This is a genomic window from Acinetobacter corruptisaponis (assembly GCF_030053775.1).
GTDB lineage: Bacteria > Pseudomonadota > Gammaproteobacteria > Pseudomonadales > Moraxellaceae > Acinetobacter > Acinetobacter corruptisaponis.
The window spans coordinates 1,542,715-1,565,806 of record NZ_CP125669.1 but is presented as its reverse complement, the minus strand read 5'-3'; the positions used below and the strand labels follow the sequence as shown (position 1 = coordinate 1,565,806).

Genomic DNA, 23,092 nt, shown 5'->3' with positions numbered 1-23,092 from the left:
CATTGAAATATCTAAGCTTTCTTATTTAAGGGTTGGCACTGTGGGCAGAACACACTGGCGCGTTGTCCCAACTTTAAATTCTCCAGCGTGGTTTCGCAGTTGACACACATTTCACCTGCACGACCATAAGCAAGCAGCGTTTGTTGGAAATAACCATTTTCGCCCATCGCATTACTATAGTCACGTAAAGTTGAACCGCCAAGATCAATCGCTTGTTTTAGGATGCGCTTGACCTCAATCACCAACTTTTCAACTTGTGCCTGGGTTAAAGTTGAAGCAGGTTGTGCAGGATGAACTCCAATATTGAATAGACTTTCAGTTGCGTAAATATTACCAACACCTACCACCACATGATTATCCATAAGCGCAATTTTAATACCTACATTCTTCTTATTTAGCTTTTCTAACAAATAAGTCGCATTAAAATCTTCACTTAAAGGTTCTGGACCAAGCGTGTCAATAAGCTTGGACTGTTTGTCCTGATCTAGCCAAAGAATACAACCAAAACGACGTGGATCATGATAGCGCAGTTGAATATCTTCAAAATCAATAATTAAATGATCATGTTTCCGCAATTCGTCACTGGGTTGGCACAAGCGAAAACTACCTGACATGCCTAAATGCCAAAGCATTTGATCCTGTTCAAATTCAGCCAGAATATATTTGGAGCGGCGTGAAAGCATTGTTAAACGCTGCCCAACCAATTTCTGAATATCATCAGGAATTTTCCAGCGTAAGCTTGCATTTAATACTTTAACTGCTAAAACACTTTGGTCGAGTAAAGGCAGTAAACTCGTCTTGGTGGTTTCAACTTCTGGAAGTTCGGGCATGATGTGCTCAAGTTGTTTCAACAACAATACAATGAGGGCAAATGTTTTACTTACAATAATATCGACCTTTAATTTTATTTGCTAAGGTTGATAAATACTAGTTTTTGATCATTTTATTGAATCCCAATGAGATAAGATCAATATTAAAATAATCCATGCTTGTCTTTGAAAATTGCTTTCTTATATTTTAGGTCCATAAGGAATTTCTATGCCTTTAATTAAACTGAATTTTTTATACGGTTGTGTTGCGGTAAGTATGGGGTTGAATAGCTCCTTGGTATGGGCTGCTAAAGTTGATATAGAGACACAGCCAATACAGCAACTTATCCCAATTAAAGTCGAGGCAACCCGTACCAATACCACCTATATGGAAACACCAGCTTCAATTTTCCGTATTGAAAGCCCTAAAGCAGATCAATTTGCCCAAGTCAACTTGACTGAACTGGTCAAAGGGATTCCAAGTGTTCAGTTGCGCAACCGAGAGAACTACGCGCAGGATTTACAACTCTCAATGCGTGGTTTTGGTGCCCGTTCTACTTTTGGGGTGAGGGGAATCCGTTTATATACCGATGGTATTCCTGCAACCATGCCTGATGGGCAGGGGCAGACTTCTAATATTGACCTGAGCAGCCTCGATCATCTTGAAATTTTAACTGGGCCATTTTCTTCCCTGTACGGAAACTCATCGGGTGGCGCAATTCTGGCAACGACCAAAGAAGGGCAAGGTAAAGATTCTATTGAAATGAGTTATGCTGGGGGCAGTCATCATAAAAATCGTGCAGGTTTGATACTACAAGGAGGGACGGACAAGCAAAATGAGCCGAGTTATATCATTAGTTCGTCTTATTTTGATACTGATGGTTTCCGTGACCATAGCGGTGCCAATAAAACCTTAAATAATGCCAAACTGACATGGAATCTGGATGATGGCAGCAAGATTAACTGGGTCACTAATTACGTCAATATTGATGCTGCTGATCCAGGTGGCCTAACTCGAGCAGAGTGGGAGAACAATCCCAAACAAGTTGCAAAAAATGTCATGGATTATAATGCGCGTAAAAAAATTGACCAGACCCAGACTGGTGTGACATGGTCAAAGCCAATCAATGATCAAAATGAACTTTATGCCATGGCTTATGTCGGACAGCGGCAAGTCATTCAATATCAATCTATTCCTGATATGGTTCAAAAAAATCCCAATACACCTTATCAGGCGGGTGGGGTGATTGATTTTAAACGTGACTACTATGGAACTGATTTTCGATGGACGGGTAAGGATTTACTTCCCAAAACCCAATTTACTGCTGGTGTTTCTATAGACGCCATGAATGAAGATCGACAGGGTTTCCAAAATTTTAATGATCAGGGTGATAAAGGGATTGTGGGTGCTTTGCGCCGAGATGAGCGAAATACTTTATGGAATGTTGATCCTTATCTACAAGCATCATGGTCATTCCTACCAAAAATGCGTTTAGATACGGGAGTGCGCTACAGTAACGTACATTACAAATCCAAAGATCGTTATATCGTTGGTCTAAATGGTGATAATAGCGGTAAAACGACCTATGAAGAAATTTTGCCATCTGTCGCTTTAAGTTGGCAGATTGTTCCACTGACTTTGGTCTATGCCAGTTATACCAAAGGTTTTGAAACACCAACGTTCACTGAAATGGCATACCCTGCACAGGGTGGTGGAGCAAGTACTTTAGATTTAAAGCCATCCAAAAGTGATAACTATGAAGTTGGCCTAAAATCTTCAAATAGATGTGGTGATTTTAACCTCGCTACTTTTTATATCGACACTCAAGATGACATTGTTGCAGCAGAAAATATGGGTGGACGTGCAACCTACCGTAATGCTAATAAAACCTTACGCAAAGGTGCAGAGTTAAGCTGGAATAAAAAATTATGGAAAGATTTGAGCATCAATACGAGCTATGCGTATTTAGATGCAAAGTTTGATACGAAAGTTCCGAAATTAGGAAATGTTGCAGAAATTCCAGCAAACAATCTCATTCCAGGAATTGCTAAAAATCAAGCTTTTATTGGAGTTACATGGCAGCCTGAACTGGGTTTTTATGCTGGTGTTGATACCCACTATATGGATAAAGTCTATGTGAATGACATCAATAGTGATTCAGCAGCAAGCTATACCATTGCCTCTGTTTATACGGGTTATGTAAGGAAATATGTCGATTGGAGTGTCAATGGTTTTGTTCGGATAGATAACCTGTTCGATAAAAACTATATTGGTTCAGTCATTGTTAATGAAGGGAACAGTCGATTTTTTGAGCCTGCTGATGGGCGTAACCTAAGTGTGGGAATGAGAGTCAGCAAGCAGTTTTAATTCAAATAGAAATAACCCTCTTATTTTTAATAGAATATAAGAGGGTTTTTCATTATTTTTTAGAGGTTGCTGGAGCAAACTTTTTAGCAGCGATTGCTTTTTCAACTTCGGCTAATGCTTCTTTGGCATTTGGAAAATTTTGTGCTGCCAATGCACTAAATATTTTTTGAGCTTCAGGAAGGTTTTGGTCAATAATTCCACCGTTTGCTAGCATATTACCTAAAACCATAAGTGATGGCGCATAGCCTTTTTTCGCTAAGTCTTTTAAGCTTTCTACAGCTTGTAGTTGCATAATCGGATTTTTATTTTTTACACCAATACCAAGATCATAAATTGCTTTAAGGTTTTTTGCTGGGTAATAATCTTTGCGTAGCAAAGGCAGTAAGCGTTGAATAGCAATTTGATCATATTCGGGTTTGCCCTGTTTAAACAACAAATCTGCAAACTCAACAGTTGCTTCCTCAGAACCCTGAACGGAAGCTTTGTCTAAAAATTCCTTGTATTTTTGAGCATCTTTAGGGAGGCCTAAATTCCCTTTATGATAGGCTTGTGCCAAGATAAAGCTGGCCTTACCAAATCCTTTGTTGGAGGCATCTTGATAATATTGCAAAGCTTTTTTTTCATCTTTAACTGTGCCTTGCCCTATTTGGGTCATGTAGCCCACATTATAAATTGCTTGGGCATTGCCTGTATTTGCTAGGCGCTGCATTTCCTGAAATGCTTCAGGATAATTCTTTGCTTCATAAAGTTGAGTGGCTTTTGCAAAGACATCTGGAGCTGCTGAGGTTTTATTATCGGCTGCAAATACCGAATGGCTTGCAACCATGATTAGACTGGCAATGAGCAACTTTTTCATCTTTATTTTCCTTTCATGTAAATCTGCCGCAATCCTTTGTTGTTGGCAGAAAACAATGTTGTGACCAAAATAAGTGTAAGATTTTCGCATAAAATGTAAATGGAAATTTTGTATTTCAATATTTATGGGTAAATATATCTTGGGTTTGTAGTATTTTGAAATATATAAATTATTTTAAAATACTGATAAAGAAAAATGTGAATACATCATGTGGAAATGGTTAAACTACTGTTAATTTATGCATTTATTTAGATTGCTCAGCTGAGTTTAGTAATTGTTCAATTTGTTCTGCATTTTGTGGCATACCAGCAATCCGAGTACCATTTTTCAAAAATAGGGTAGGTGTTCCATTGATTTGTAGACTTTTTCCCAGAATTAGATTCTTCTGAATTGGGGTAGTGCATTGTCCTGAATTTTTTGGAGCTTTACGATGTAGCATATAATCCTCCCAAGCTTCATATTGGTTTTTAGCACACCAGATTTTGTTGGCAACTTCCTCAGCCTGAGGGTGCAGGGTTTTTAACGGGAACGGAAATAAATAGACAGTCACATTATCAATGGAGGTCATATACTGTTCCAGTTTTTGACAATAAGGGCAGTCGGGGTCTGTAAATATGTAAAGTGTACGTTTACCATCACCCTTAACATATCGAATAGCTTGCTCTAATGGCAATTGTTTAACATCAATTTTATTGAGCTCAATTAAACGCTCTTCGGTTAGATTTTTTTGGTTTTTTGGATCGACCAGTTGACCAATAAACAGGTATTTTGCCTCTTCATTGGTATATATCAAACGTCCACCTGCGTAGACTTCATAAAGTCCTGATATTGGTGAGGGAGTCACTGATCGAATCGAGAGTTCTGGATAGTTGGTCTTGAGGTTTTGTTCAATTGTTTGGATATCAGCATGTGCTGTTGATAAAGTGATGAGGCCAAACGTAATCGCAGATAATAAAGTTTTGATCATTATTTTCATTGCAAATTGAAATTGATAAGTATGACGAAACAATAGCGCCCATTTGAATATTGGGCAATCCTATCGCATAAAAATTATTGAGGTCTCGCCACATCACCATTTAAAGCTTCTGGTAAATCTAAAACGGTTAGATGAAGTTCTTCCAGAGCAGTTGGTTTGGCAATTACCAAAGCCAAATAGCCCTCTTCAAGAGCGATACTATTGACCACCTCCACATCCTTATTCAGTTGGGTTGCAGGAGTGGGTACAGCATCATTGCCTTGAATCAAATGCAACCAGTGTTTAGGTTTTGCCTTAAACCATAGACGCGCCACAATTTCCTGTCCTAGGTAACAACCTTTATCAAAATGCACACCATCTCGTTGATGCAGACGCAGTTCCTGTGGCTGGAACAGATGTTCAGTTGCTTGGGTAATCCATGCTTGTCCAGACTGAATGGCTTGTATTTGCCATGCATTTATATCTGTTTCTGTTGAAGAAAACGCGGTATGGTTGCCTATAACACTTGGAAAAACTTGACCAATTTCTTCTAGCTTCATTTTTGAAAAGGCACCAAACTTTTTAATGTGTTTGGAAAACTCTTCTGCCTGATCCTGAGTTGTCACCAGTTCAAAACTCTCTGGATTTAATCTTTTGATCCATAGGCCAAAATGAATACGCCCTTTCAAATCACAAATAGCGGTGTAGCGACTTTCATTTTCTGGCAGGCGTTCAGCATGAACAGTCACCTGGCCTTGTAGGAATTTTTGTGCATCTACACCATTTAAGCTAAAAGCAGTAAAAGCAAGCTGACTCATTGATTCATCCTAAGGCTGTGTTCTAGTCATTAAAATATAGGGGTTTATTTTGCGCTATTTTTCACAAAAAAACAGCTTTAGATTCTGCTTATTTATGACAGAATGGGCAACCAAAGTCATTGCAACCATTGATTCATGGTGATGACAAATATAACAAGAGTGATAAACAATGATGGAGAATAAAAATGACAGGTACAGTTAAATTACATCGAGTATTCAAGGCCCCACCAGAGCGTGTCTTTAAAGCTTTCCTGGTTCCAGATGCATTGGCGAAATGGATGGCACCTCATGGTTTTACCGCGAAAGTACATCATTTTGATCCTCAGGTTGGTGGGACTTATAAGATGTCATTTACCAATTTTTCTACCAATCGTTCCCATGCATTTAGTGGAACTTATGTAGAAATTATTGAAAATGAGTTGCTACGTTATACTGACCAATTCGAAGATCCCAATTTGCCAGGGCAGATTCAAGTCACCATCCAATTTAAGGCAGTGCTGGTTGGAACTGAGATCAATATTACCCAAGAGGGAATACCTGATGTGATTCCTGTGGAAGCCTGTTATTTGGGATGGCAGGAATCCTTATATTTATTGGGATTATTGGTGGAAGCTGAAATTCCTGATGAATAAAATGAATGATTGATAAAATTTCAGTAATACAGATTTTATGTAGTTGGGGAAAAGAAAATGACAGAAATCAGCCTGCAACAACGTGAACAGCTGGCACGTATTGCCATGTGTACAGAACTGGAAAATCAACAGGCAGGAGAAAGTGTTGAGTTGTTTATTCGACACCATCTGGAAGAAATTGAGCCAGAATACTGGCAAGAACATTTTGCAACAGCTACCCCTACGGTCTTACAGGTTTTGGATGCTTTGATACTGATTTCGCAATGGGGAGATGATAGTGAAAAGCTGGACTTTACCTTGGCTGATGATGTGACAGATTATGTTATTTGTGTCAGTTTCGATTCCAAAGGGCAGGTCATCGATATTTCAATGGAAAGTTAGCCGATTGAAAAAGAGAAGAATATGCCTATACAAATCAAGCGTATTTATGAGGATGTTGCAGAGACTGATGGTAAGCGCATTCTGGTTGATCGTCTATGGCCCAGAGGGGTTTCAAAAGAGCGGGCACATTTAGACCTCTGGTTAAAAGAAATTGCGCCCTCTACAGAATTGAGAAAAGAATTCAATCATCAAGCTGAGCATTGGCTTTCTTTTCAGCAAAAGTATTATCAGGAACTGGACTCTAATCCTCATGTGAACGAATTAAGGGAAATGGAGAGGCATGAAATGCTGACCCTGCTTTATGCGGCAAAAGACCCCAAAATTAACCATGCATTGGTGCTGAAAAACTATGTGTTGAGAAAGAAAATCGAAACATGAAAGACAAGGGTACTTCAAATAATAAAAACTAAAATTTTGCAAAAAGCATTCAATCTCGCATAATAATGCTTTTGAGATTTTTTATGTCTTTTCCAAATTGCCCACAATGCCAATCAGAATATACCTATCAAGATGGCGAATTATTGATCTGCCCTGAATGTTCACATGAGTGGAAGCAGAGTGAGGGACAGGCTTCAGAACAACAGGAAATCATTAAAGATGCCAATGGTAATGTGTTGGCGGATGGTGACAGTGTTACGGTCATTAAAGACCTAAAAATTAAAGGTTCCTCATCAGTGGTGAAAGTTGGTACGAAAGTAAAGACCATCCGTTTAATTGCTGATGCGAGTGATGGTCATAATATTGACTGTAAGATTGATGGGATTGGTGCCATGAAACTAAAATCCGAGTTTGTCAAAAAGGCTTAATGCAATTGGCTTATGGAGGAGCATAAAAATGCTCCTTTTTTATATGTGTAAGTTACCAAAATTGAACAAAAAATAGTCTTTTTAATGCGGGTTGCCTGATCTATATTATTATTGTTGAGATGAGATAAAGAACACAAATAACTCAAAAATAGAGGTTTTTATGGCAGGATGGTTCGAGCTAAGCCAGGCAAGTGATGGTCAATATCGTTTTGTGTTAAAGGCGGGGAATAGTGAACCCATTTTAAACAGTGAACTATATAAAACCAAGGCAGCCGCAATGAATGGAATTGCTTCAGTACAAAAAAATAGCCCAGATGATGCACGTTATGAACGACTGACATCAAAAAATGATAAACCTTACTTTAACTTGAAAGCGGCAAATCATCAGGTTATTGGTAATAGCCAACTTTATGCCAGTGAGCAGTCCCGAGATAAGGGTATTGAATCCGTTAAAAATAATGGTCCATCAGAAACAATCAAGGACTTAACTGTCTAAGTATAAAAAAGCCGTTTAAATCGAAACGGCTTTCTTATTATTGCAGGGTTTTATCAACCTACTAATTTTGCAAGCAACTCATCTTTGCTGAGGTTGCTGGCTTCCGCATCACGGCGACCCTTGTATTCAAAAGTGCCTGCATCCAGACCTTTCTCACCGATAACGATACGGTGAGGAATTCCCATCAGTTCAAGGTCAGAGAATTTCACACCTGGACGTTCATTACGGTCATCTAATAACACATCATAACCCTGTGCTTGCAACTCTGCATAAAGTGCCTCAGCAGCCTCTAAGGTGCGTGGTGATTTATGCGCATTCATTGGCACAATTGCGACTTCGAAAGGTGCAATTGCCTGAGGCCAGATAATACCCTTGTCGTCATAGTTCTGTTCAATGGCAGCGGCAACCACACGGGTCACACCAATACCATAACAACCCATGGTGACTGTAAATGGCTTGCCATCTTCACCCAGAACCTTACAGCCCAGCGCTTCAGAATATTTGGTGCCTAACTGGAAGATATGGCCCACTTCAATACCACGTTTGATGAGTAGTGTACCTTTACCATCTGGGGATGGATCACCTTCAACCACATTACGCAGATCATAGACCTCAGTAAACTGTGCATCGCGTTGCCAGTTGACACCTGTGGCATGTTTGTCAGCTTCATTTGCACCTGCAATAAAGTCAGACAATACCGATGCCGCACGATCCACAATTACGGTTAAACCTTTTTCCAGTAAACCTTGAGGACCAATAAAACCAGTCTTCAATCCCAGTGCACTGATTTGCTCTTCAGTAGCAAAGCTAAGTGGAGCAGCAATTAATGGATGCTTCTCAGCCTTAATTTCATTAAGTTCATGATCGCCTCTCAGGAATAGGGCAATCACAGGAGTGTTGTCATTTTCATCAACCTGACCCTGAACCAGTAAAGCCTTAACCGATTGTTTGGCATCAGCGTTCAGGAACTGGCAAACCTCTGCAATGGTTTTCTGGTTGGGTGTGTCAACAATTGCCAATGCTTGAGCTGGTGCCGCACGTTCGCCGACCAGAATGGCTTCGGCTTTTTCCATGTTGGCTGCATAGTCAGACTCAGTTGAGAAAATCACATCATCTTCACCACTTGAAGCAAGTACATGAAATTCATGCGAGCTTGAACCACCAATTGAGCCAGTATCTGCTTCCACAGGGCGGAAATCCAGACCAAGACGAGTAAAGATACGGCAGTAAGTGTCGTACATCACGTCATAGGTTTCTTGTAATGAGGCCTGATCTGCATGGAATGAATAGGCATCTTTCATGATGAATTCACGGGAACGCATCACACCAAAACGTGGACGAATTTCATCACGGAATTTGGTTTGAATCTGATAAAAATTAACAGGCAACTGCTTATAGCTTTTTAGCTCGTTACGTGCCAAATCGGTAATCACTTCCTCATGCGTTGGACCCAGTACAAAAGGATTGTCATGACGATCCTTAAAGCGTAACAGTTCTGGGCCATACTGCTCAAAACGTCCAGACTCCTCCCACAACGCCGCAGGCTGGGTCACTGGCATAAACACTTCCAGAGCGCCCGAACGATTCATTTCCTCACGGACAATGGCATCCACTTTCTTTAAGACACGCGTTCCCATGGGCAACCAAGAGTATAAGCCAGAAGCGAGTTTACGAATCATCCCCGCACGTAACATGAGCTGGTGTGAAATGACTTCAGCATCATTTGGGGTTTCTCTTAACGTTGCAAATAAAAAGCGGCTTGCGCGCATGGAAACAATCCTAAAGTTAAGTGTGATTGAAAAAAGCTGCAACAGTGGCGGAAAATATCTCTCCACTTGTGAGTTTTGGCATTATGCCATGAATCATGGAATTTCGGGAAAAGTAAAGTGGGGCAATTCAATGCAAATGATCAAAATGAGAATGAAGTGTTTGAAAATAAATATTTAATTAGGGACGGGAAGATGGCGTATGAGGGAGATCATTTTGCTCAAGTCTGCTTAGGCGGTTAATGATATCCGTATAATCGGTTTCTGTTCTGCTATAGGCATTACGCAAACTTTCCACCGTTTTTTTCACGCGCTCAATATTTTTGACGTTATTTTCTAAATTATTTTTGAGCTGGGCGGGGAGAGGCTCACCTTTGCGGTAATATTCCATTTCCTGACGTTTAAAGCCGATCTTGTCCTGTTGCAGCTGTTGCAACTGCTCCTGTTGGTAGTTTAGCTGTTTTTTTAGGTTGGCCAGAATCTGGTCCCTTTTCGCAGCCGCAATCTTACTGTTGCCATAAGCACGTTTGAGTTTCAGATCCTGTTCGCGCTGACGTGCCAATGATTCCCGACGTGTGGACTGCTGAATATCCTGGGTGGCATTATAAGGCTGGTTGCGCTTGATCACCTGCATGTTGCGGTCAAGCGCCTCATAGCCATAACGGATATGTTCTGGAGTGACAGAGGTGCTTACATTGGCAATGCCATTCTTGTCATAGTAGCGATACCAGACTGCTCGGGGTTGCTCCGTGGCCGCAAAACTTGAGCCATAAACAAGGAACATTAAAAGAAATGTACAAATGCAATTACGAGTTATCGTTGTAAAGTGACGAATGCGGAAACCGCACTTTAACGAACCAGTCATTACATTCCCCGTAAAAAAGTTAACTAAATCACTTATTTTTAAATAATAATCACTTGTATATTAGTAGCTATTTGTACAATTAAAAATAGTTAGTATACAAAAAATTTAGGAATTTACTCAAAAGTGTGCGCTACTTGTTATTGTTAAGGAAAACTGATAGGTTGGTTCAAAAAACTTCGTTGATAATGCAAGTAAAGATATGTTAAAAATATCAACTAATCTGTATAAAACAAATTAAACCAAGCATAATTTGTATTGAGTGAATGGGGCAGGACAATTAAATGGAAGATAAATTTCAAAATTTGAAAGTAATGGTGATTGACGATTCAAAAACGATTCGCCGTACAGCCGAGACTTTGTTGCAACGAGAAGGCTGTGAAGTCATTACGGCGGTCGATGGTTTTGAAGCATTATCAAAAATTGCGGAAGCAAATCCAGATATCGTTTTCGTTGATATCATGATGCCACGCCTGGACGGTTATCAGACCTGTGCATTGATTAAGAACTCTTTAAACTACCAAAATATTCCAGTGATTATGTTGTCAAGCAAAGACGGTTTGTTTGATCAGGCTAAAGGGCGTGTTGTGGGGTCGGATGAATATTTAACCAAGCCATTCAGTAAAGATGAGCTGTTAAGTGCGATTCGTAACCACGTTAGCGCATAAAATTAAATTGAGGAAAAAATGGCTCGTATTCTTATAGTAGATGATTCACCTACTGAAACATTTCGTTTTAGAGAAATTTTAACTAAGCACGGTTATGAAGTTTTAGAAGCGACCAATGGGGCTGACGGTGTTACCATGGCGCAGGCAGAATTGCCAGATTTGGTCCTCATGGATGTGGTGATGCCAGGGATGAATGGCTTTCAGGCAACACGCCAGATTAGCAAGGGTAAAGACACACAGCATATCCCTGTTGTGATCGTAAGTACGAAAGACCAGGCGACAGACCGCGTATGGGGTAAACGTCAGGGGGCTTGCGACTATTTGACCAAGCCAATTGATGAACAGCAACTTATCGATGTGATTAAACAACTGTTAAGTTAACCAATACGAGCCTTTTCATTACTCAATACGGGATAGGGTATGGCAGCAAATGGATTTATCGAATTGCTTCGCTTATCCAAGCGGGGCAATAAACAATATGCTTCAACTCAGAATGAAGTCAGCCGATGGTCTGGTATCGCTTTTGAAATGTTGGGGCAATATTTTGTTGCACCATTGGGGGAAATTTCGGAGGTGATCTATCCGCCGAAATATACCCCTGTTCCAAATACTCAGGCATGGGTACGTGGCTTGGCAAATATTCGTGGGCGATTGCTTTCAGTTTCTGATTTAAGTCAGTTTATTTCAGGACAACGGAGTCAGTTTTCACCAACACAAAAAGTGATATGTATTAGCCATCAAGATCATTATGTAGGACTGGTTGTTGACCAGGTTCTGGGGATTCAGCACTTTAACAAGAAAAGTTTCTTTTCTCAAAATGCTGAACTCGACAGTAAGTTAAAAGACTACTGTCAGGGTTACTTTCACCAGCATAATCAGCAATGGCATGTGTTTTTACTGAGTCGGTTGTTGAAAAATCCTCAATACATGAATGCATCAATAAAATTTATAAACTAATTTGTACGCTACGGAAGATAAACGCGTATTCAGGGGAGAAGCTGATATGGGCTTTAAACTCAAAAAGAAAAATGGTGGCGATAGCGCTGGTTTGAAGAAAGGCGGAGCGTTTCTGGAGAATATCCGAACGCAACTGGATCAATTTTCCCGTTTGTTCGGTGAAACAGAAAAATCCAAACCGATTATCTATCGTGCTTTAATTGCTTTGGCCCTTGCAGTCATCCTCTTAATTTACCTATTTGTGAGCGTACCACGTTCCAACCAATTGACCCGTAGTCTGGGTGAATTACGTCTGTTGTCGCAAATGATCTCGCGTCAGGCAACAGAAGCAACCGCATCTGGTACACCAGAAGCGATGAAAAGTCTGGTTGAGTCGGAGAAGCAGTTTGCTGAAAACCTTGACACCGTTGAAAGTGTCTATGGTAAAGGTTCTGATGAGTATAAAAAGGTTAACGAGCTTTGGGGGAATGTCTCCAAGAACATTGAGCTGATCGCATCTCAACAAAAAATCATTAACCAGCTTTATGATACAAACATCTCGATCAGTGAAACGATTCCTGAAATTCAGGCTGAATATAACCTGATGGTTGACCAGATGGTTCGTGAAAACATGCCAAGTAGTCAGGTAATTATCACGAAAAACCAGGTGTTCATCGCAGAGCGTATTTTACGTTCAATCAACTCGGTATTGGTGGGTACAGACAATTCGAGTGTTTCTGCGAATGACTTTGGTGCGGATATTGATACCTTTGGTGTTTACCTCAATGCACAGCTCAATGGTAGCTCTGAACTGGGCGTTGACCGTATCACCTCACCAGATCTACGTGAGTCTGTAGACAGTATTAAGTCTGACTATGACGCTGTCTTGAAATCAGCGGCGGCAACGGTTCTACAAAACGCGAACCAGATTGTTCGTGTACGTCAGGCATCTTCACAAATCTTCTCTCAATCTGATGCCTTATTGACTTCATTGAATGAGTTGTCGAAAAAAGCTGAGGGTGGCTGGGGTAATGTTATTGCAGGTATCGTGTTAATTGCTGCATTGGGCTTATTGGTGTTCTCTGCACTACAATTACTTGCTTTGCGTAGTAATACGGATAAAGAGCGTGTAACACGTCTGCAAGACGAATATGACCGTAACCAAAACGCGATTTTACGTTTACTGGATGAAATCGCCGATTTGGCGGACGGTGACTTGCGTTCTTATGCAACAGTATCGGAAGACTTCACAGGTGCAATTGCGGACTCGATTAACTTCGCGATTGACCAGTTGCGTGACCTTGTATCCCGAATCACGGATACTTCACAGGAAGTTGCACGCTATACCCAGGATACTCAGGATATTACCAACCAGTTGGCAGAGGCATCTGAACACCAGGCACAAGAAATTGCAGGTGCGTCAGCGGCGATGAACGAAATGGCATTGTCAATTGACCAGGTATCTGCAAACGCATCTGAGTCTGCTGAGGTGGCACAGCGTTCTGTGCAAATTGCATCAAATGGTGCGGAAGTTGTAAACCGTTCGATTGAGGGGATGGACCACATTCGTGAGCAGATTCAGGAAACATCAAAACGTATTAAACGTTTGGGTGAGTCTTCTCAGGAAATTGGTAACATCGTTTCCCTGATCAACGATATTGCCGACCAGACGAACATTCTGGCTTTAAACGCTGCAATTCAGGCATCCATGGCTGGTGAAGCGGGCCGTGGTTTCGCGGTTGTAGCCGATGAGGTACAGCGTCTAGCGGAACGTTCAGCATCAGCAACCAAGCAGATTGAAGGACTGGTAAAAACCATTCAAACCGATACCAACGAAGCTGTTATCTCAATGGAACAAACGACTTCCGAGGTTGTGCGTGGTGCCAATCTGGCAAAAGATGCGGGTATTGCACTGGATGAGATTCAAACGGTATCAGGTGACCTGGCAAAACTGATTGCGAGCATTTCTGATGCAGCAAAACTTCAGTCTGCGTCAGCAAGTCATATTGCAACCACCATGAATGTTGTACAGGAAATTACTTCACAGACCACCACAGCAACGTTTGATACAGCACGTTCGGTTTCTGAACTGGCAAACATGGCTGAATCATTACGTGAATCAGTAACTGACTTTAAGTTACCTGAGTAAGCAGCATTGGAAAGACAGAGTGGGGCGCTGTCTTTCCTATTTAGAGATGTAGAATATCTCAACAAGGTGGTGGTGGAATGCAACGACATCTTGTGTGATAGATACACGTAATTTTTACCCACAACTGGTGGATAAAAACGAAAGAAGCAGCTATGAAACAAATATTAAAAACGTTAGTTGAAACGATGACGCTTCCTGAAGATAGCTATCTTGAACAAGATGCCGAGATTCTTGAGATTTTTATTGAAGAATTGGATGAAATCTTTGTTGAATTAGAACCTTTGTTGGTTCAATGGACGGAACAACCTCATCAACAGGATGTGCTTACAGATGTGCGTCGCCATTTCCATACCCTCAAGGGTTCTGGAAGAATGGTAGGTGCGAAATCCTCTGGTGAGTTGGCTTGGACGGTTGAAGACACTTTAAATCGCGTGATTTCGGGAACTGTTTCCCTGAACACGGAAATTCAACGCTATGTTCAGGCGGTTTTCAATATTTACCGTTTTAAGCTTTCACATGATTTTAAAGCGGTTCAAAAACATTTGATTGATTTAAAACCACTGGTTTTATTGGGGCAGCAACTACAACAACAGCAAAGCCCAGAGCCTGCACTTTATGAGCTATTAAACCTTGCAAACACTTTAACACATGATGATGTTCAGACGGGTCTTGAGTTGATTGATGGTGTTGAGGATGCCATTGATGACACAATTGTGGCTGATCAGGTGCAACAGGATATTGAAACTGAGCAGGATGAAGTGCTTGCCAAGGAAACCTTGGCCATCTTCCTGGAAGAGTCAGAAGATCATCTTACGGCTATTGATCAGTTCCTGTTGAACGAGCGTCCAAATAATGACCACTACAATACCTTGATCAGGGCTTTACATACCCTTCGTGGTAGTTCCTCAATGGCGCATGTGGATCAGGTATTTGAAGCAAGTTCTAAAGTTGAAAACCTGTTTAAGACCTTGTTGCAGGATGAACTGGATTCCAGTTCTGATGAAACCGCATTGCTCACCCATTACGCCCAGTTTGTTCGTGATTACCTACATACCTTAAGGCAGCAGGGTGCGAAACAGAAACTGGATGAGATTTATGACACATTCAATGTGGCATGGGATAGCTATGACTTCCAGCTAGAAGAAAAACATGGTGAGGCAATACGACCACAGGGTCTGGTTTCTGAATTACTAGAATTAAATATTAATGATTTACTGGATGTGGAATTTGATTTTGAAAAACGTGCCCGAAATGAATTCCCTCAATATATCCAGCTATTAAGTCATCAGGCGGAAATTCTGTTACAGCATACGCATCATCATGCCACGATTGGGATGTATCAATATACCAGCCTATTGCGTTCAAGCTATCAGGACCTGATTTTTAAACCAAGTCTGTTGAATCTTGATTATGCGTTTGAGTTGTATCATCAGGTGCACCAACAGTTTATTCAGTTGTTTGATACCTTGGCTGCTGGACAGCGTGTCACCTTAACCAAGGCACATGAACGTGTCCTGAATGAATTAAGTTCATTTACCCAGCAGAATATTGAGTTTCTGGAACAGGCTTCCACAGATGTTGTGGATGCTGTGCCTGAAACAGTTGCACCTGAACCAGCCCAGGATTCTGCGTCTGTTCTTGATATTACAGACCTGTCGGCACAGTTTGCGCTGGACAAGCAACAGTTACAATCGGATGAGGCAAACCGCGACTTTGATCCTGACCTGTTGGACATCTTCCTTGAAGAGGCAGATGAATTGCTGGTGGGGATTGATACGGATCTCAATACATGGGCTGCTGACCATAAAAATGTAGCTGCGCTGAAAAACCTGATGCGTTATTTGCACACCCTAAAAGGTGGTTCAAATATGATTCAGGCGCGTCATATCGGTCTGATTGCGCATGAGCTGGAAACAATTTATGAGAAGCTGATTAACCAGCAGATACAGGCAACACCACAACTTATCACCGTGATTCGCTCAGTTCAGGATGATATTGCAGATCGCATTCAAACCATTCGTGACCAGCAGGTTGATTACCCATCTACTTATGTCTTGCAGGTTCTGACAAACCTTGGTCAGATGGCGGGTACATTCGAAGCCAAACCTGTGGCGGTTGAACAACTTGAAGAGACAGATGAAGAGGTTGATTCAGTTGGTGTGGAAGAAGAGACAGCTGTTTCTAAACTCCCTGTTCAGATAGAATCTCCACATACCGCAGTTGATGTTACGGCATTGGCAGCCCAGCTTGGACTGGATAAGCAGCAATTGCAGTCAGCCGAATCAAACAGTGACTTTGATCCTGACCTGTTGGACATCTTCCTGGAAGAGGCGGATGAGTTGCTGGTGGGAATTGATGCTGACCTCAGTACATGGGCAGCAGACCATCAGGATGTGGGGGCGCTGAAAAATCTGATGCGTTATTTGCACACCTTAAAAGGTGGTTCAAATATGATTCAGGCGCGTCATATCGGCCTGATTGCGCATGAGCTGGAAACAATTTACGAGAAGCTGATTAACCAGCAGATTCAGGCAACACCACAGCTGATTGCCTTGATTCGTCTGGTACAGGATGATATTGCGGATCGTATTCAAACCATTCGCGACCAGCAAATTGATTACCCATCAACGCATGTGGTACAGCTACTTCAGCAAGCGGATCACTCGGCTGATCTGGTTGTAAGCGAGCCTGCAACTGAAATCACCGCACTTTCTGAACAGGATGAGAGCAGTGAACTAGAGGTGTTGCAACTTGTTGAAGAAGCAGAAGTTTCTGAGCAACCAAGTCTTGCGGCAGATGAGCTGAGTGGCAATGATATAGAAGAACAGGTTGAAGATACCTCCTCTCTTCAAACTGTGGAAAATGCTGAACATTCTCTTGAAGATGATGTTCGTTCACTGGTGGAACAGACATTCCTTGAGGAAGCTGAAGAGCTGCTTGAACAGGCTCAAGGCTTGTTAAAACAATGGTTTGACCAGCGCGGTAACCGTAGTTTGCTGTTACAGCTCCAGCGTAATGCCCACAGCTTGAAAGGTGGCGCACGCATGGCGGAAATGGATGCGATTGCAATCATTGCCTATCATCTGGAAAACGCCTTTGAACAGTTTGGTGTGCATCATTTCAGCTCAAACGTTTATGACAATCTGCTTAATACTGCGCTGGCATGGCTCAATGATGCGATCTTTAAGCGTCAATATGCCAATTTTGATGGTTTAAAACAAAGTCTGGAGAAGATGGAGTTTGTGGATGTTGCGGCGCAGCTTCCTCAAAAACTCTCTGCAACAGACATCTTCACGCCTGAATATACGATGGAGTTTATTCAGGGTGATGGTACTGAACCACCATCCATGTTGGGTGAGTGGGAAACCACAGAACGTATTGAACAGAACAATGAAATGATTCGTGTTTCTGCTGATGTCATCGAGAAGATGATTGACTTGTCAGGGGAAAATGCGATCAACCGTTCACGTATTGAAATGGACCTGGGCCAGCTGGGTGGTACGTTGACGGAAATGGAACTTGCAATCAAGCGTCTGGCTGATCAGCTACGCCGAATGGAAGGTGAGCTTGAAAGTCAGATCATTGCCCGACATGGTGGAGAAAATTCCCGTTATGCCGATTTTGACCCGTTGGAGATGGACCAGTACTCATCGTTGAACCAGTTGTCAAAATCGCTTGCGGAATCAGCTTCGGACTTAGTTGACTTTAAAACCACACTTTCTGAGAAGATTCGTGATACTGAAGGTCTGCTGTTGCAGCAGTCGCGTATTCAGGCAGAAATTCAGGAAAGCCTGATGCGTACCCGTCTGGTGCCATTCTCACGCTTGCTGCCACGTCTACAACGTATTGTTCGCCAAACGGCTTCCACCCTGAATCGTCCAACTGAACTGGTGGTCAACAATACTGAAGGTGAATTGGACCGTAGTATTCTTGAAAGGCTGGTTGCACCATTTGAACACATGCTGCGTAACGCGATTGACCACGGTATTGAAGACCGTGAGCAGCGTTTACAGGCTAAAAAACCAGAAACAGGGCATATTGTTCTGGACATTGGCCGTCAGGGTACGGATATCGTGGTCACATTCAGTGATGATGGTAAAGGGATTGATGTCAACCGCATCAAGGACAAGGCAATCCAGACAGGCTTGATGACCACGGATCAAAAACTTGATCAGGAAGAAGTTTTACAGTTTATCTTCCATCCAGGTTTCAGTACTGCTGCACAGGTGACCCAGATTTCTGGCCGTGGTGTCGGTCTGGACGTTGTACAGAGCGATATCAAGGCCTTGGGTGGTCACGTGAGTGTCAGCTCTGTTCTGGGCAAGGGAACCACCTTTACCATCCGCGTACCGACAACCGTGGCAGTAAGTGATGCCTTGATGGTAAAAGCGGGCGACCAGCAGTTTGCATTCCCACTTGCGCAGATTGACCGTATTGTGCGTATCTCGCCAATGGCGTTGGAACAATACTTTGATAGCCAGGAAGATTACTTCAAGATTGACCAGGAACGTTATCGCCTGCGCTACCTGTCCGAGTTTGTTGCAGGACAGCCAATCCCGCGTCTGAATGGTGTGGTTCACTCTTTACCTGTGCTCCTGATTAAGGGCGCACAAGGACAGACTACCGCATTACTGGTAGACCAGTTGATTGGTTCTCGTGGCCAGATCGTGGTGAAACCGATTGGTCAGCAATTCTCAAGTATTGGTGTGATCGCGGGTGCCACCATCCTCGGTGATGGTCAGGTCTGCCTGATTCTGGATGGTCAGAATATTGCCCGTCAGGCACAGTCAACAGCGCGTAGCAAGCAGGCGGATGAGACCTATACCAAACAGCGTTATGATGAGCGCCGCCTGATCATGATTGTGGACGACTCGGTCACTGTACGTAAGGTGACGTCACGTCTGTTGGAACGTCAAGGCTATGATGTGGTGACAGCCAAAGATGGTGTCGATGCAATTGAGCAGCTTGAGACAGTCAAGCCAGACTTGATGCTGCTTGATATTGAGATGCCACGAATGGATGGTTTCGAAGTGACCAACCTTGTTCGACACCATGAAATACATCGGGACTTGCCAATCATCATGATTACATCACGTACAGGTGAGAAGCACCGTGAACGTGCATTGTCACTGGGGGTAAATCAATATATGGGTAAACCATTCCAGGAAGAAACGCTTCTGGAAAATATTGAAAGTTTACTTACAGTGCGCTAAGGGGTAATGAATAATGGTTAAAAAAGGCGCAAACTCGGCATTGGGACAAATTGACCAGCAAGAGTTACAACACTTAATTACGGTATCAACAGGGTTTATTGATGCCTATATTATTCAGTGCCATCAAAAGGTTCCCATGCTGTTACCACAAAATATCGTGTTGTCAGCAATGGATACCCAAACCAATGTTGACCACATTGAATGGCATGACCTAAAGCTTCCCGTTTATGCGGTGAATGACCCGAACGAGAAGCAGGGCGTGGCCTTGGTCATTGAGGGCGATGATGTCTCTGAGCGATTTGCCTTGGTCTGTAATGAAATGCCTGAGTCGATCCGTGTGCGTATCTCGGAAATTGTAGATGAAGAGCGGGACGTGGATGACAATAAGGTCTTTAAGTATGTGAAGATGGGCGAAAAGCAATTTTTTGTTCCCCATTTGCAAAATATCCAGACCCACCTCGGTCTCTAATAAAAAAGGAACTCATCAGAGTTCCTTTTTTTATGACCATAAAATCTATTAAGTCAAAAGCTGTTCCAGAATTTGTTCATAAATTTCAGCCAGGGGCTCCAGATCATCAACATTGACATGCTCATTGATTTGGTGAATGGTGGCATTTAATACCCCAAGTTCCAGAACCTGGGCGCCTGTAGGTGCAATGAAGCGTCCATCAGAGGTACCACCACTGGTTGAAAGTTCAGTTTCAACGCCTGTCACGTTTTTAATCGCTGTTCTTGCCGCATTTACCAATTCGCCCACTGGAGTGAGGAATGGCAAACCTGACAATGTCCATTCAATGCTGTAATTCAGTTGATGTTTATCCAGTGTTTCAATGACACGTTGCTTGAGAATTTCGGCTGTTACTTCAGTGGAGTAACGGAAATTAAAGGTCACCTCCAGTGTGCCTGGAATGACATTGGTTGCACCTGTTCCCGCATGGATATTTGAAATCTGGAATGAGGTTGCAGGGAAATATTCGTTACCATTGTCCCATGTAGTTGCACACAGTTCATCCAATGCTTTGGTTGCCAAATGAATTGGATTCTGTGCAAGATGAGGGTAGGCAACATGACCTTGCTTGCCCTGTACTGTTAACACCCCATTAAGTGAACCACGACGGCCATTCTTGACAATATCACCAAGTTGATGGGTACTTGAAGGCTCGCCAACCAGACACCATGTCATTTTCTCATTACGTGCTTCCAGAGTTTCAACAACTTTAACCGTGCCATTGATGGATGGACCTTCCTCATCGGAAGTGATTAAAAAGGCAATCGAACCCTTATGATTAGGATGCTTGGTGACAAAACGCTCCGAAGCGACCACCATTGCGGCCAAGGCTGTCTTCATGTCGGCAGAACCACGGCCATATAATTTACCATCACGGATGCTAGGCAAAAATGGGTCTGAATTCCATGCATCCAATTGTCCAGTCGGAACAACATCAGTATGCCCCGCAAAACAGAACACAGGGCTTTCTGTACCACGACGGGCCCATAAATTATCAACATCTTCAAAACGCATGTTTTCGATATTAAAACCCACCTTGGCCAATCGTTCAGCCATGATGTTCTGGCAGTCATGGTCAACAGGTGTTACTGAGGGTTGGCGTAGAAGTTGTAAACTAAGTTCAAGCGTATCGGAATGGTTCATGCGAGATGGTGCTAAATCTGGTGAAATCTGAACCAATATAATAGGGGAATATTGCTGAGAAAGGTATGTAAAAATAAACCTTATCTAGGTTGTAGATAAGGTTTTGTGAACGTTGTTCTATGGGGCTACATTTTATCCTGTGTTCTTTCAGCAGTTTGAGTTACTTTGTCACCTGCTTTGGAAACATCTTTCCCAAAGCCCTTAAAGGTATTACAACCAGTTAATACAAAAGCGGTCATGATAGAAGCAACTAAAATTTTTTTCATCATCTTCTCCGTCTGAATTTAATTATGATGTCATTAGAGGCTAAAAAAATAACTGGAAAATGAACATGATGGTTTGATTGTAGATGTGTTATAAAATGTTACCTGATCAGGTTAAGCTGGGTTAAACAACAGGACAGGTTGACGGAACATGTAATCCATGGGGTCAGTGTCTGCATTGTGATAAAGTCCATTGGTCCACCATTCGGCAGTTTGTGAAGATGGATGCTGATCAGGGCAAAGCCATTCATGCCGTTGTAGGCGATAGTAGGGCAGTACAGGGATTATGGTTCCCCATTGACCTAAACGTCTGGATGTATTGATCCATGTTGGAATAGGTGATGCGTAATGATGTTCTGGTAAATACAGTTGTCCTTTCATGACTGCAAATTTACGCTGAATCTGGTACTGGTTGGCCTTGGAAAACTGAAACTGGCGTTGGGTAAAGTGCCGTAGTTTTCGCTGTAGTGTGTCTTGCCGATTTAGGCCGAACCATTCAGATAAATTGAGTTCATTCTCTCCCAAATAATATTTCAAGGCGACTTCCCAATGCTCAATTTCCTGGGTCTGTTTGTTGAGTAACAGGAAATCAAGCTCACCCAGAGTGACTGCCCCCACAATTTTCTGGATGCTGTGGCCTAATAACTGGTAGGGGTGATAATCATCATCCTGTAGCCAGAACCAAAGCAGGTGTTCAAAACGCAAACCTAAACGGGTACTTTTCAGGCGTGCCATAAAGTCAATTAAGGGTTGGGGTTGCTGATCCAACTGTTGCAACCGAGCCTCATAAGCTTGATAGTGTTCTTGCCAAACCGTATTGGGATGAAGTTCAAAATAATTTTCAATTTTTAAATCATCGGGTATTTGGGTCAGGATATTGGGACTGGCAATGCAAAAGGCCAACTGCCGAACAATAGGGTGCTTAAACTGTAACCAAGGTTCAAAAAAGCTGGGTGAATCGATCTTCTCAGGCATAGTCACCTATCATCGAGAAATAATAAGCTCAGTTTGATAAACAACAATAAAAACACTTTATACTAGCATGGTTGTATTGACGTGTCGGTTAATTGCTAAATGAAAACATTGTTCTGGCGTAGCTTGGTGGTGATTTTTATCACATTCGGAATTATTGGAGCAATTCTACCGGGTATGCCAACAACAGTTTTCCTGATTCTGGCAGCATGGGCGGCATCAAAAGGCTGGCCGCAAATGGATGCATGGTTACTGAACCATCCCAAATATGGCCCTACACTGCGTAACTGGCGTGAGAATGGAACTGTGCCACGCAAGGCCAAGTGGATTGCCAGTATCATGATGCTGGTTAGTGGGATTTTAATGCTGTTTACCAACGCGCCGTTCTGGGTCAAGGTATTTACTGATGTCACCATGTTGATTGTGGCGATCTGGTTGTGGCTACGCCCTGAGCCTGAGCAGCGTTAAAAAAAGCGAAGCTTTTTAGCTGC

General features: G+C 42.3%; 22 protein-coding genes and 1 pseudogene. 14 read left to right on the top strand and 9 right to left on the bottom strand.

From position 1 onward, the window contains the following. Positions 1-11: 11 nt before the first annotated feature. Positions 12-830 carry a bifunctional DNA-formamidopyrimidine glycosylase/DNA-(apurinic or apyrimidinic site) lyase gene (mutM, locus tag QLH32_RS07465; protein ID WP_283268933.1) on the bottom strand — a complete coding sequence of 273 codons (819 nt, stop codon included), beginning with the start codon at positions 828-830 and terminating at the stop codon, positions 12-14. A gap of 208 nt (positions 831-1,038) precedes the next feature. Here mutM and QLH32_RS07460 point away from each other — a divergent pair, with 208 nt between their 5' ends. Next, a complete protein-coding gene (locus tag QLH32_RS07460) occupies positions 1,039-3,177 on the top strand; it encodes a TonB-dependent receptor family protein (RefSeq protein WP_283268932.1) in 2,139 nt (712 codons plus the stop codon). A gap of 52 nt (positions 3,178-3,229) precedes the next feature. Here QLH32_RS07460 and QLH32_RS07455 read toward each other — a convergent pair whose 3' ends face one another. From QLH32_RS07455 to ygfZ, 3 genes are all read right to left on the bottom strand, one after another. Continuing rightward, positions 3,230-4,033, bottom strand: a complete 804-nt coding sequence (locus tag QLH32_RS07455; protein ID WP_283268930.1) for a tetratricopeptide repeat protein — start codon at positions 4,031-4,033, stop codon at positions 3,230-3,232. A gap of 244 nt (positions 4,034-4,277) precedes the next feature. Next, complete coding sequence (locus tag QLH32_RS07450) at positions 4,278-5,000, bottom strand: DsbC family protein (RefSeq protein ID WP_283268928.1); 723 nt, start codon at positions 4,998-5,000, stop codon at positions 4,278-4,280. An 83-nt stretch (positions 5,001-5,083) separates the two neighbouring features. After that, a complete protein-coding gene (gene ygfZ / locus QLH32_RS07445) occupies positions 5,084-5,806 on the bottom strand; it encodes a CAF17-like 4Fe-4S cluster assembly/insertion protein YgfZ (protein WP_283268927.1) in 723 nt (240 codons plus the stop codon). A gap of 179 nt (positions 5,807-5,985) precedes the next feature. On the opposite strand from ygfZ, the gene QLH32_RS07440 reads away from it, so the two are divergent. The 5 genes from QLH32_RS07440 to QLH32_RS07420 all read left to right on the top strand — a co-directional run bounded on the left by QLH32_RS07440 (position 5,986) and on the right by QLH32_RS07420 (position 8,121). Then, positions 5,986-6,438, top strand: a complete 453-nt coding sequence (locus tag QLH32_RS07440; protein WP_267982106.1) for an SRPBCC family protein — start codon at positions 5,986-5,988, stop codon at positions 6,436-6,438. A gap of 57 nt (positions 6,439-6,495) precedes the next feature. Continuing rightward, on the top strand, positions 6,496-6,819 hold the full coding sequence (locus tag QLH32_RS07435; RefSeq protein WP_283268925.1) for a DUF2004 domain-containing protein: 324 nt from the start codon (positions 6,496-6,498) through the stop codon (positions 6,817-6,819). 21 nt (positions 6,820-6,840) lie between these two features. Beyond that, the gene (locus tag QLH32_RS07430; RefSeq protein ID WP_283268924.1) at positions 6,841-7,197 is read left to right on the top strand and encodes a DUF488 domain-containing protein; all 357 of its coding nucleotides are present in this window, start codon (positions 6,841-6,843) and stop codon (positions 7,195-7,197) included. A gap of 83 nt (positions 7,198-7,280) precedes the next feature. Continuing rightward, entirely contained in the window at positions 7,281-7,625 is a 345-nt protein-coding gene (locus tag QLH32_RS07425; RefSeq protein ID WP_283268922.1) for a zinc ribbon domain-containing protein YjdM, read from the top strand. A gap of 160 nt (positions 7,626-7,785) precedes the next feature. Beyond that, on the top strand, positions 7,786-8,121 hold the full coding sequence (locus QLH32_RS07420; RefSeq protein ID WP_267982080.1) for a YegP family protein: 336 nt from the start codon (positions 7,786-7,788) through the stop codon (positions 8,119-8,121). A gap of 53 nt (positions 8,122-8,174) precedes the next feature. Here QLH32_RS07420 and QLH32_RS07415 read toward each other — a convergent pair whose 3' ends face one another. After that, positions 8,175-9,890 carry a proline--tRNA ligase gene (locus QLH32_RS07415; RefSeq protein ID WP_283268921.1) on the bottom strand — a complete coding sequence of 572 codons (1,716 nt, stop codon included), beginning with the start codon at positions 9,888-9,890 and terminating at the stop codon, positions 8,175-8,177. Between the two features lie 178 nt (positions 9,891-10,068). Next, a complete protein-coding gene (locus tag QLH32_RS07410) occupies positions 10,069-10,752 on the bottom strand; it encodes a hypothetical protein (RefSeq protein ID WP_283268920.1) in 684 nt (227 codons plus the stop codon). Positions 10,753-11,033: 281 nt separating this feature from the next. Between QLH32_RS07410 and pilG the strand changes: the two genes are divergently transcribed. The 7 genes and pseudogenes from pilG to QLH32_RS07380 all read left to right on the top strand — a co-directional run bounded on the left by pilG (position 11,034) and on the right by QLH32_RS07380 (position 20,184). Continuing rightward, the gene (pilG, locus tag QLH32_RS07405; protein WP_004640629.1) at positions 11,034-11,417 is read left to right on the top strand and encodes a twitching motility response regulator PilG; all 384 of its coding nucleotides are present in this window, start codon (positions 11,034-11,036) and stop codon (positions 11,415-11,417) included. An 18-nt stretch (positions 11,418-11,435) separates the two neighbouring features. Next, positions 11,436-11,798: a response regulator gene (locus QLH32_RS07400; protein ID WP_004664659.1), complete on the top strand. Its 363-nt coding sequence runs from the start codon at positions 11,436-11,438 to the stop codon at positions 11,796-11,798. Positions 11,799-11,837: 39 nt separating this feature from the next. After that, entirely contained in the window at positions 11,838-12,374 is a 537-nt protein-coding gene (locus tag QLH32_RS07395) for a chemotaxis protein CheW (protein WP_004681658.1), read from the top strand. 46 nt (positions 12,375-12,420) lie between these two features. Further along, on the top strand, positions 12,421-14,502 hold the full coding sequence (locus QLH32_RS07390; protein WP_283268915.1) for a methyl-accepting chemotaxis protein: 2,082 nt from the start codon (positions 12,421-12,423) through the stop codon (positions 14,500-14,502). A gap of 152 nt (positions 14,503-14,654) precedes the next feature. Continuing rightward, positions 14,655-15,185: pseudogene (locus QLH32_RS19860) on the top strand (Hpt domain-containing protein); the annotation flags it as partial. A 15-nt stretch (positions 15,186-15,200) separates the two neighbouring features. After that, positions 15,201-19,715: a hybrid sensor histidine kinase/response regulator gene (locus QLH32_RS07385; protein WP_432442311.1), complete on the top strand. Its 4,515-nt coding sequence runs from the start codon at positions 15,201-15,203 to the stop codon at positions 19,713-19,715. 13 nt (positions 19,716-19,728) lie between these two features. Further along, positions 19,729-20,184 (top strand): hypothetical protein, encoded by a 456-nt coding sequence (locus tag QLH32_RS07380; RefSeq protein ID WP_267982075.1) that lies wholly within the window; start codon positions 19,729-19,731, stop codon positions 20,182-20,184. Between the two features lie 48 nt (positions 20,185-20,232). On the opposite strand, the gene dapE is transcribed toward QLH32_RS07380, so the two are convergent. The 3 genes from dapE to QLH32_RS07365 all read right to left on the bottom strand — a co-directional run bounded on the left by dapE (position 20,233) and on the right by QLH32_RS07365 (position 22,604). Beyond that, positions 20,233-21,366, bottom strand: coding sequence for a succinyl-diaminopimelate desuccinylase (dapE, locus tag QLH32_RS07375; protein WP_283268913.1), 1,134 nt, complete (start codon positions 21,364-21,366; stop codon positions 20,233-20,235). A gap of 125 nt (positions 21,367-21,491) precedes the next feature. Next, positions 21,492-21,635 carry an entericidin A/B family lipoprotein gene (locus tag QLH32_RS07370; RefSeq protein WP_171194741.1) on the bottom strand — a complete coding sequence of 48 codons (144 nt, stop codon included), beginning with the start codon at positions 21,633-21,635 and terminating at the stop codon, positions 21,492-21,494. A 108-nt stretch (positions 21,636-21,743) separates the two neighbouring features. Beyond that, positions 21,744-22,604, bottom strand: a complete 861-nt coding sequence (locus tag QLH32_RS07365; RefSeq protein ID WP_283268912.1) for a DUF1853 family protein — start codon at positions 22,602-22,604, stop codon at positions 21,744-21,746. A 99-nt stretch (positions 22,605-22,703) separates the two neighbouring features. Here QLH32_RS07365 and QLH32_RS07360 point away from each other — a divergent pair, with 99 nt between their 5' ends. Next, positions 22,704-23,069: a YbaN family protein gene (locus QLH32_RS07360; RefSeq protein ID WP_283268911.1), complete on the top strand. Its 366-nt coding sequence runs from the start codon at positions 22,704-22,706 to the stop codon at positions 23,067-23,069. The last annotated feature ends 23 nt before the right edge of the window (positions 23,070-23,092 follow it).

What these genes read in the sequence shown, in the direction of transcription:
- QLH32_RS07450 (WP_283268928.1), bottom strand. Translation starts at nt 5,000, where the DNA reads ATGATCAAAACTTTATTATCTGCGATTACGTTTGGCCTCATCACTTTA.
- QLH32_RS07435 (WP_283268925.1), top strand. Translation starts at nt 6,496, where the DNA reads ATGACAGAAATCAGCCTGCAACAACGTGAACAGCTGGCACGTATTGCC.
- QLH32_RS07360 (WP_283268911.1), top strand. Translation starts at nt 22,704, where the DNA reads ATGAAAACATTGTTCTGGCGTAGCTTGGTGGTGATTTTTATCACATTC.
- QLH32_RS07425 (WP_283268922.1), top strand. Translation starts at nt 7,281, where the DNA reads ATGTCTTTTCCAAATTGCCCACAATGCCAATCAGAATATACCTATCAA.
- QLH32_RS07430 (WP_283268924.1), top strand. Translation starts at nt 6,841, where the DNA reads ATGCCTATACAAATCAAGCGTATTTATGAGGATGTTGCAGAGACTGAT.
- QLH32_RS07455 (WP_283268930.1), bottom strand. Translation starts at nt 4,033, where the DNA reads ATGAAAAAGTTGCTCATTGCCAGTCTAATCATGGTTGCAAGCCATTCG.
- QLH32_RS07420 (WP_267982080.1), top strand. Translation starts at nt 7,786, where the DNA reads ATGGCAGGATGGTTCGAGCTAAGCCAGGCAAGTGATGGTCAATATCGT.
- QLH32_RS07390 (WP_283268915.1), top strand. Translation starts at nt 12,421, where the DNA reads ATGGGCTTTAAACTCAAAAAGAAAAATGGTGGCGATAGCGCTGGTTTG.
- QLH32_RS07395 (WP_004681658.1), top strand. Translation starts at nt 11,838, where the DNA reads ATGGCAGCAAATGGATTTATCGAATTGCTTCGCTTATCCAAGCGGGGC.
- pilG (WP_004640629.1), top strand. Translation starts at nt 11,034, where the DNA reads ATGGAAGATAAATTTCAAAATTTGAAAGTAATGGTGATTGACGATTCA.
- QLH32_RS07400 (WP_004664659.1), top strand. Translation starts at nt 11,436, where the DNA reads ATGGCTCGTATTCTTATAGTAGATGATTCACCTACTGAAACATTTCGT.
- mutM (WP_283268933.1), bottom strand. Translation starts at nt 830, where the DNA reads ATGCCCGAACTTCCAGAAGTTGAAACCACCAAGACGAGTTTACTGCCT.
- ygfZ (WP_283268927.1), bottom strand. Translation starts at nt 5,806, where the DNA reads ATGAGTCAGCTTGCTTTTACTGCTTTTAGCTTAAATGGTGTAGATGCA.
- QLH32_RS07460 (WP_283268932.1), top strand. Translation starts at nt 1,039, where the DNA reads ATGCCTTTAATTAAACTGAATTTTTTATACGGTTGTGTTGCGGTAAGT.
- dapE (WP_283268913.1), bottom strand. Translation starts at nt 21,366, where the DNA reads ATGAACCATTCCGATACGCTTGAACTTAGTTTACAACTTCTACGCCAA.
- QLH32_RS07415 (WP_283268921.1), bottom strand. Translation starts at nt 9,890, where the DNA reads ATGCGCGCAAGCCGCTTTTTATTTGCAACGTTAAGAGAAACCCCAAAT.
- QLH32_RS07410 (WP_283268920.1), bottom strand. Translation starts at nt 10,752, where the DNA reads ATGACTGGTTCGTTAAAGTGCGGTTTCCGCATTCGTCACTTTACAACG.
- QLH32_RS07365 (WP_283268912.1), bottom strand. Translation starts at nt 22,604, where the DNA reads ATGCCTGAGAAGATCGATTCACCCAGCTTTTTTGAACCTTGGTTACAG.
- QLH32_RS07380 (WP_267982075.1), top strand. Translation starts at nt 19,729, where the DNA reads ATGGTTAAAAAAGGCGCAAACTCGGCATTGGGACAAATTGACCAGCAA.
- QLH32_RS07370 (WP_171194741.1), bottom strand. Translation starts at nt 21,635, where the DNA reads ATGATGAAAAAAATTTTAGTTGCTTCTATCATGACCGCTTTTGTATTA.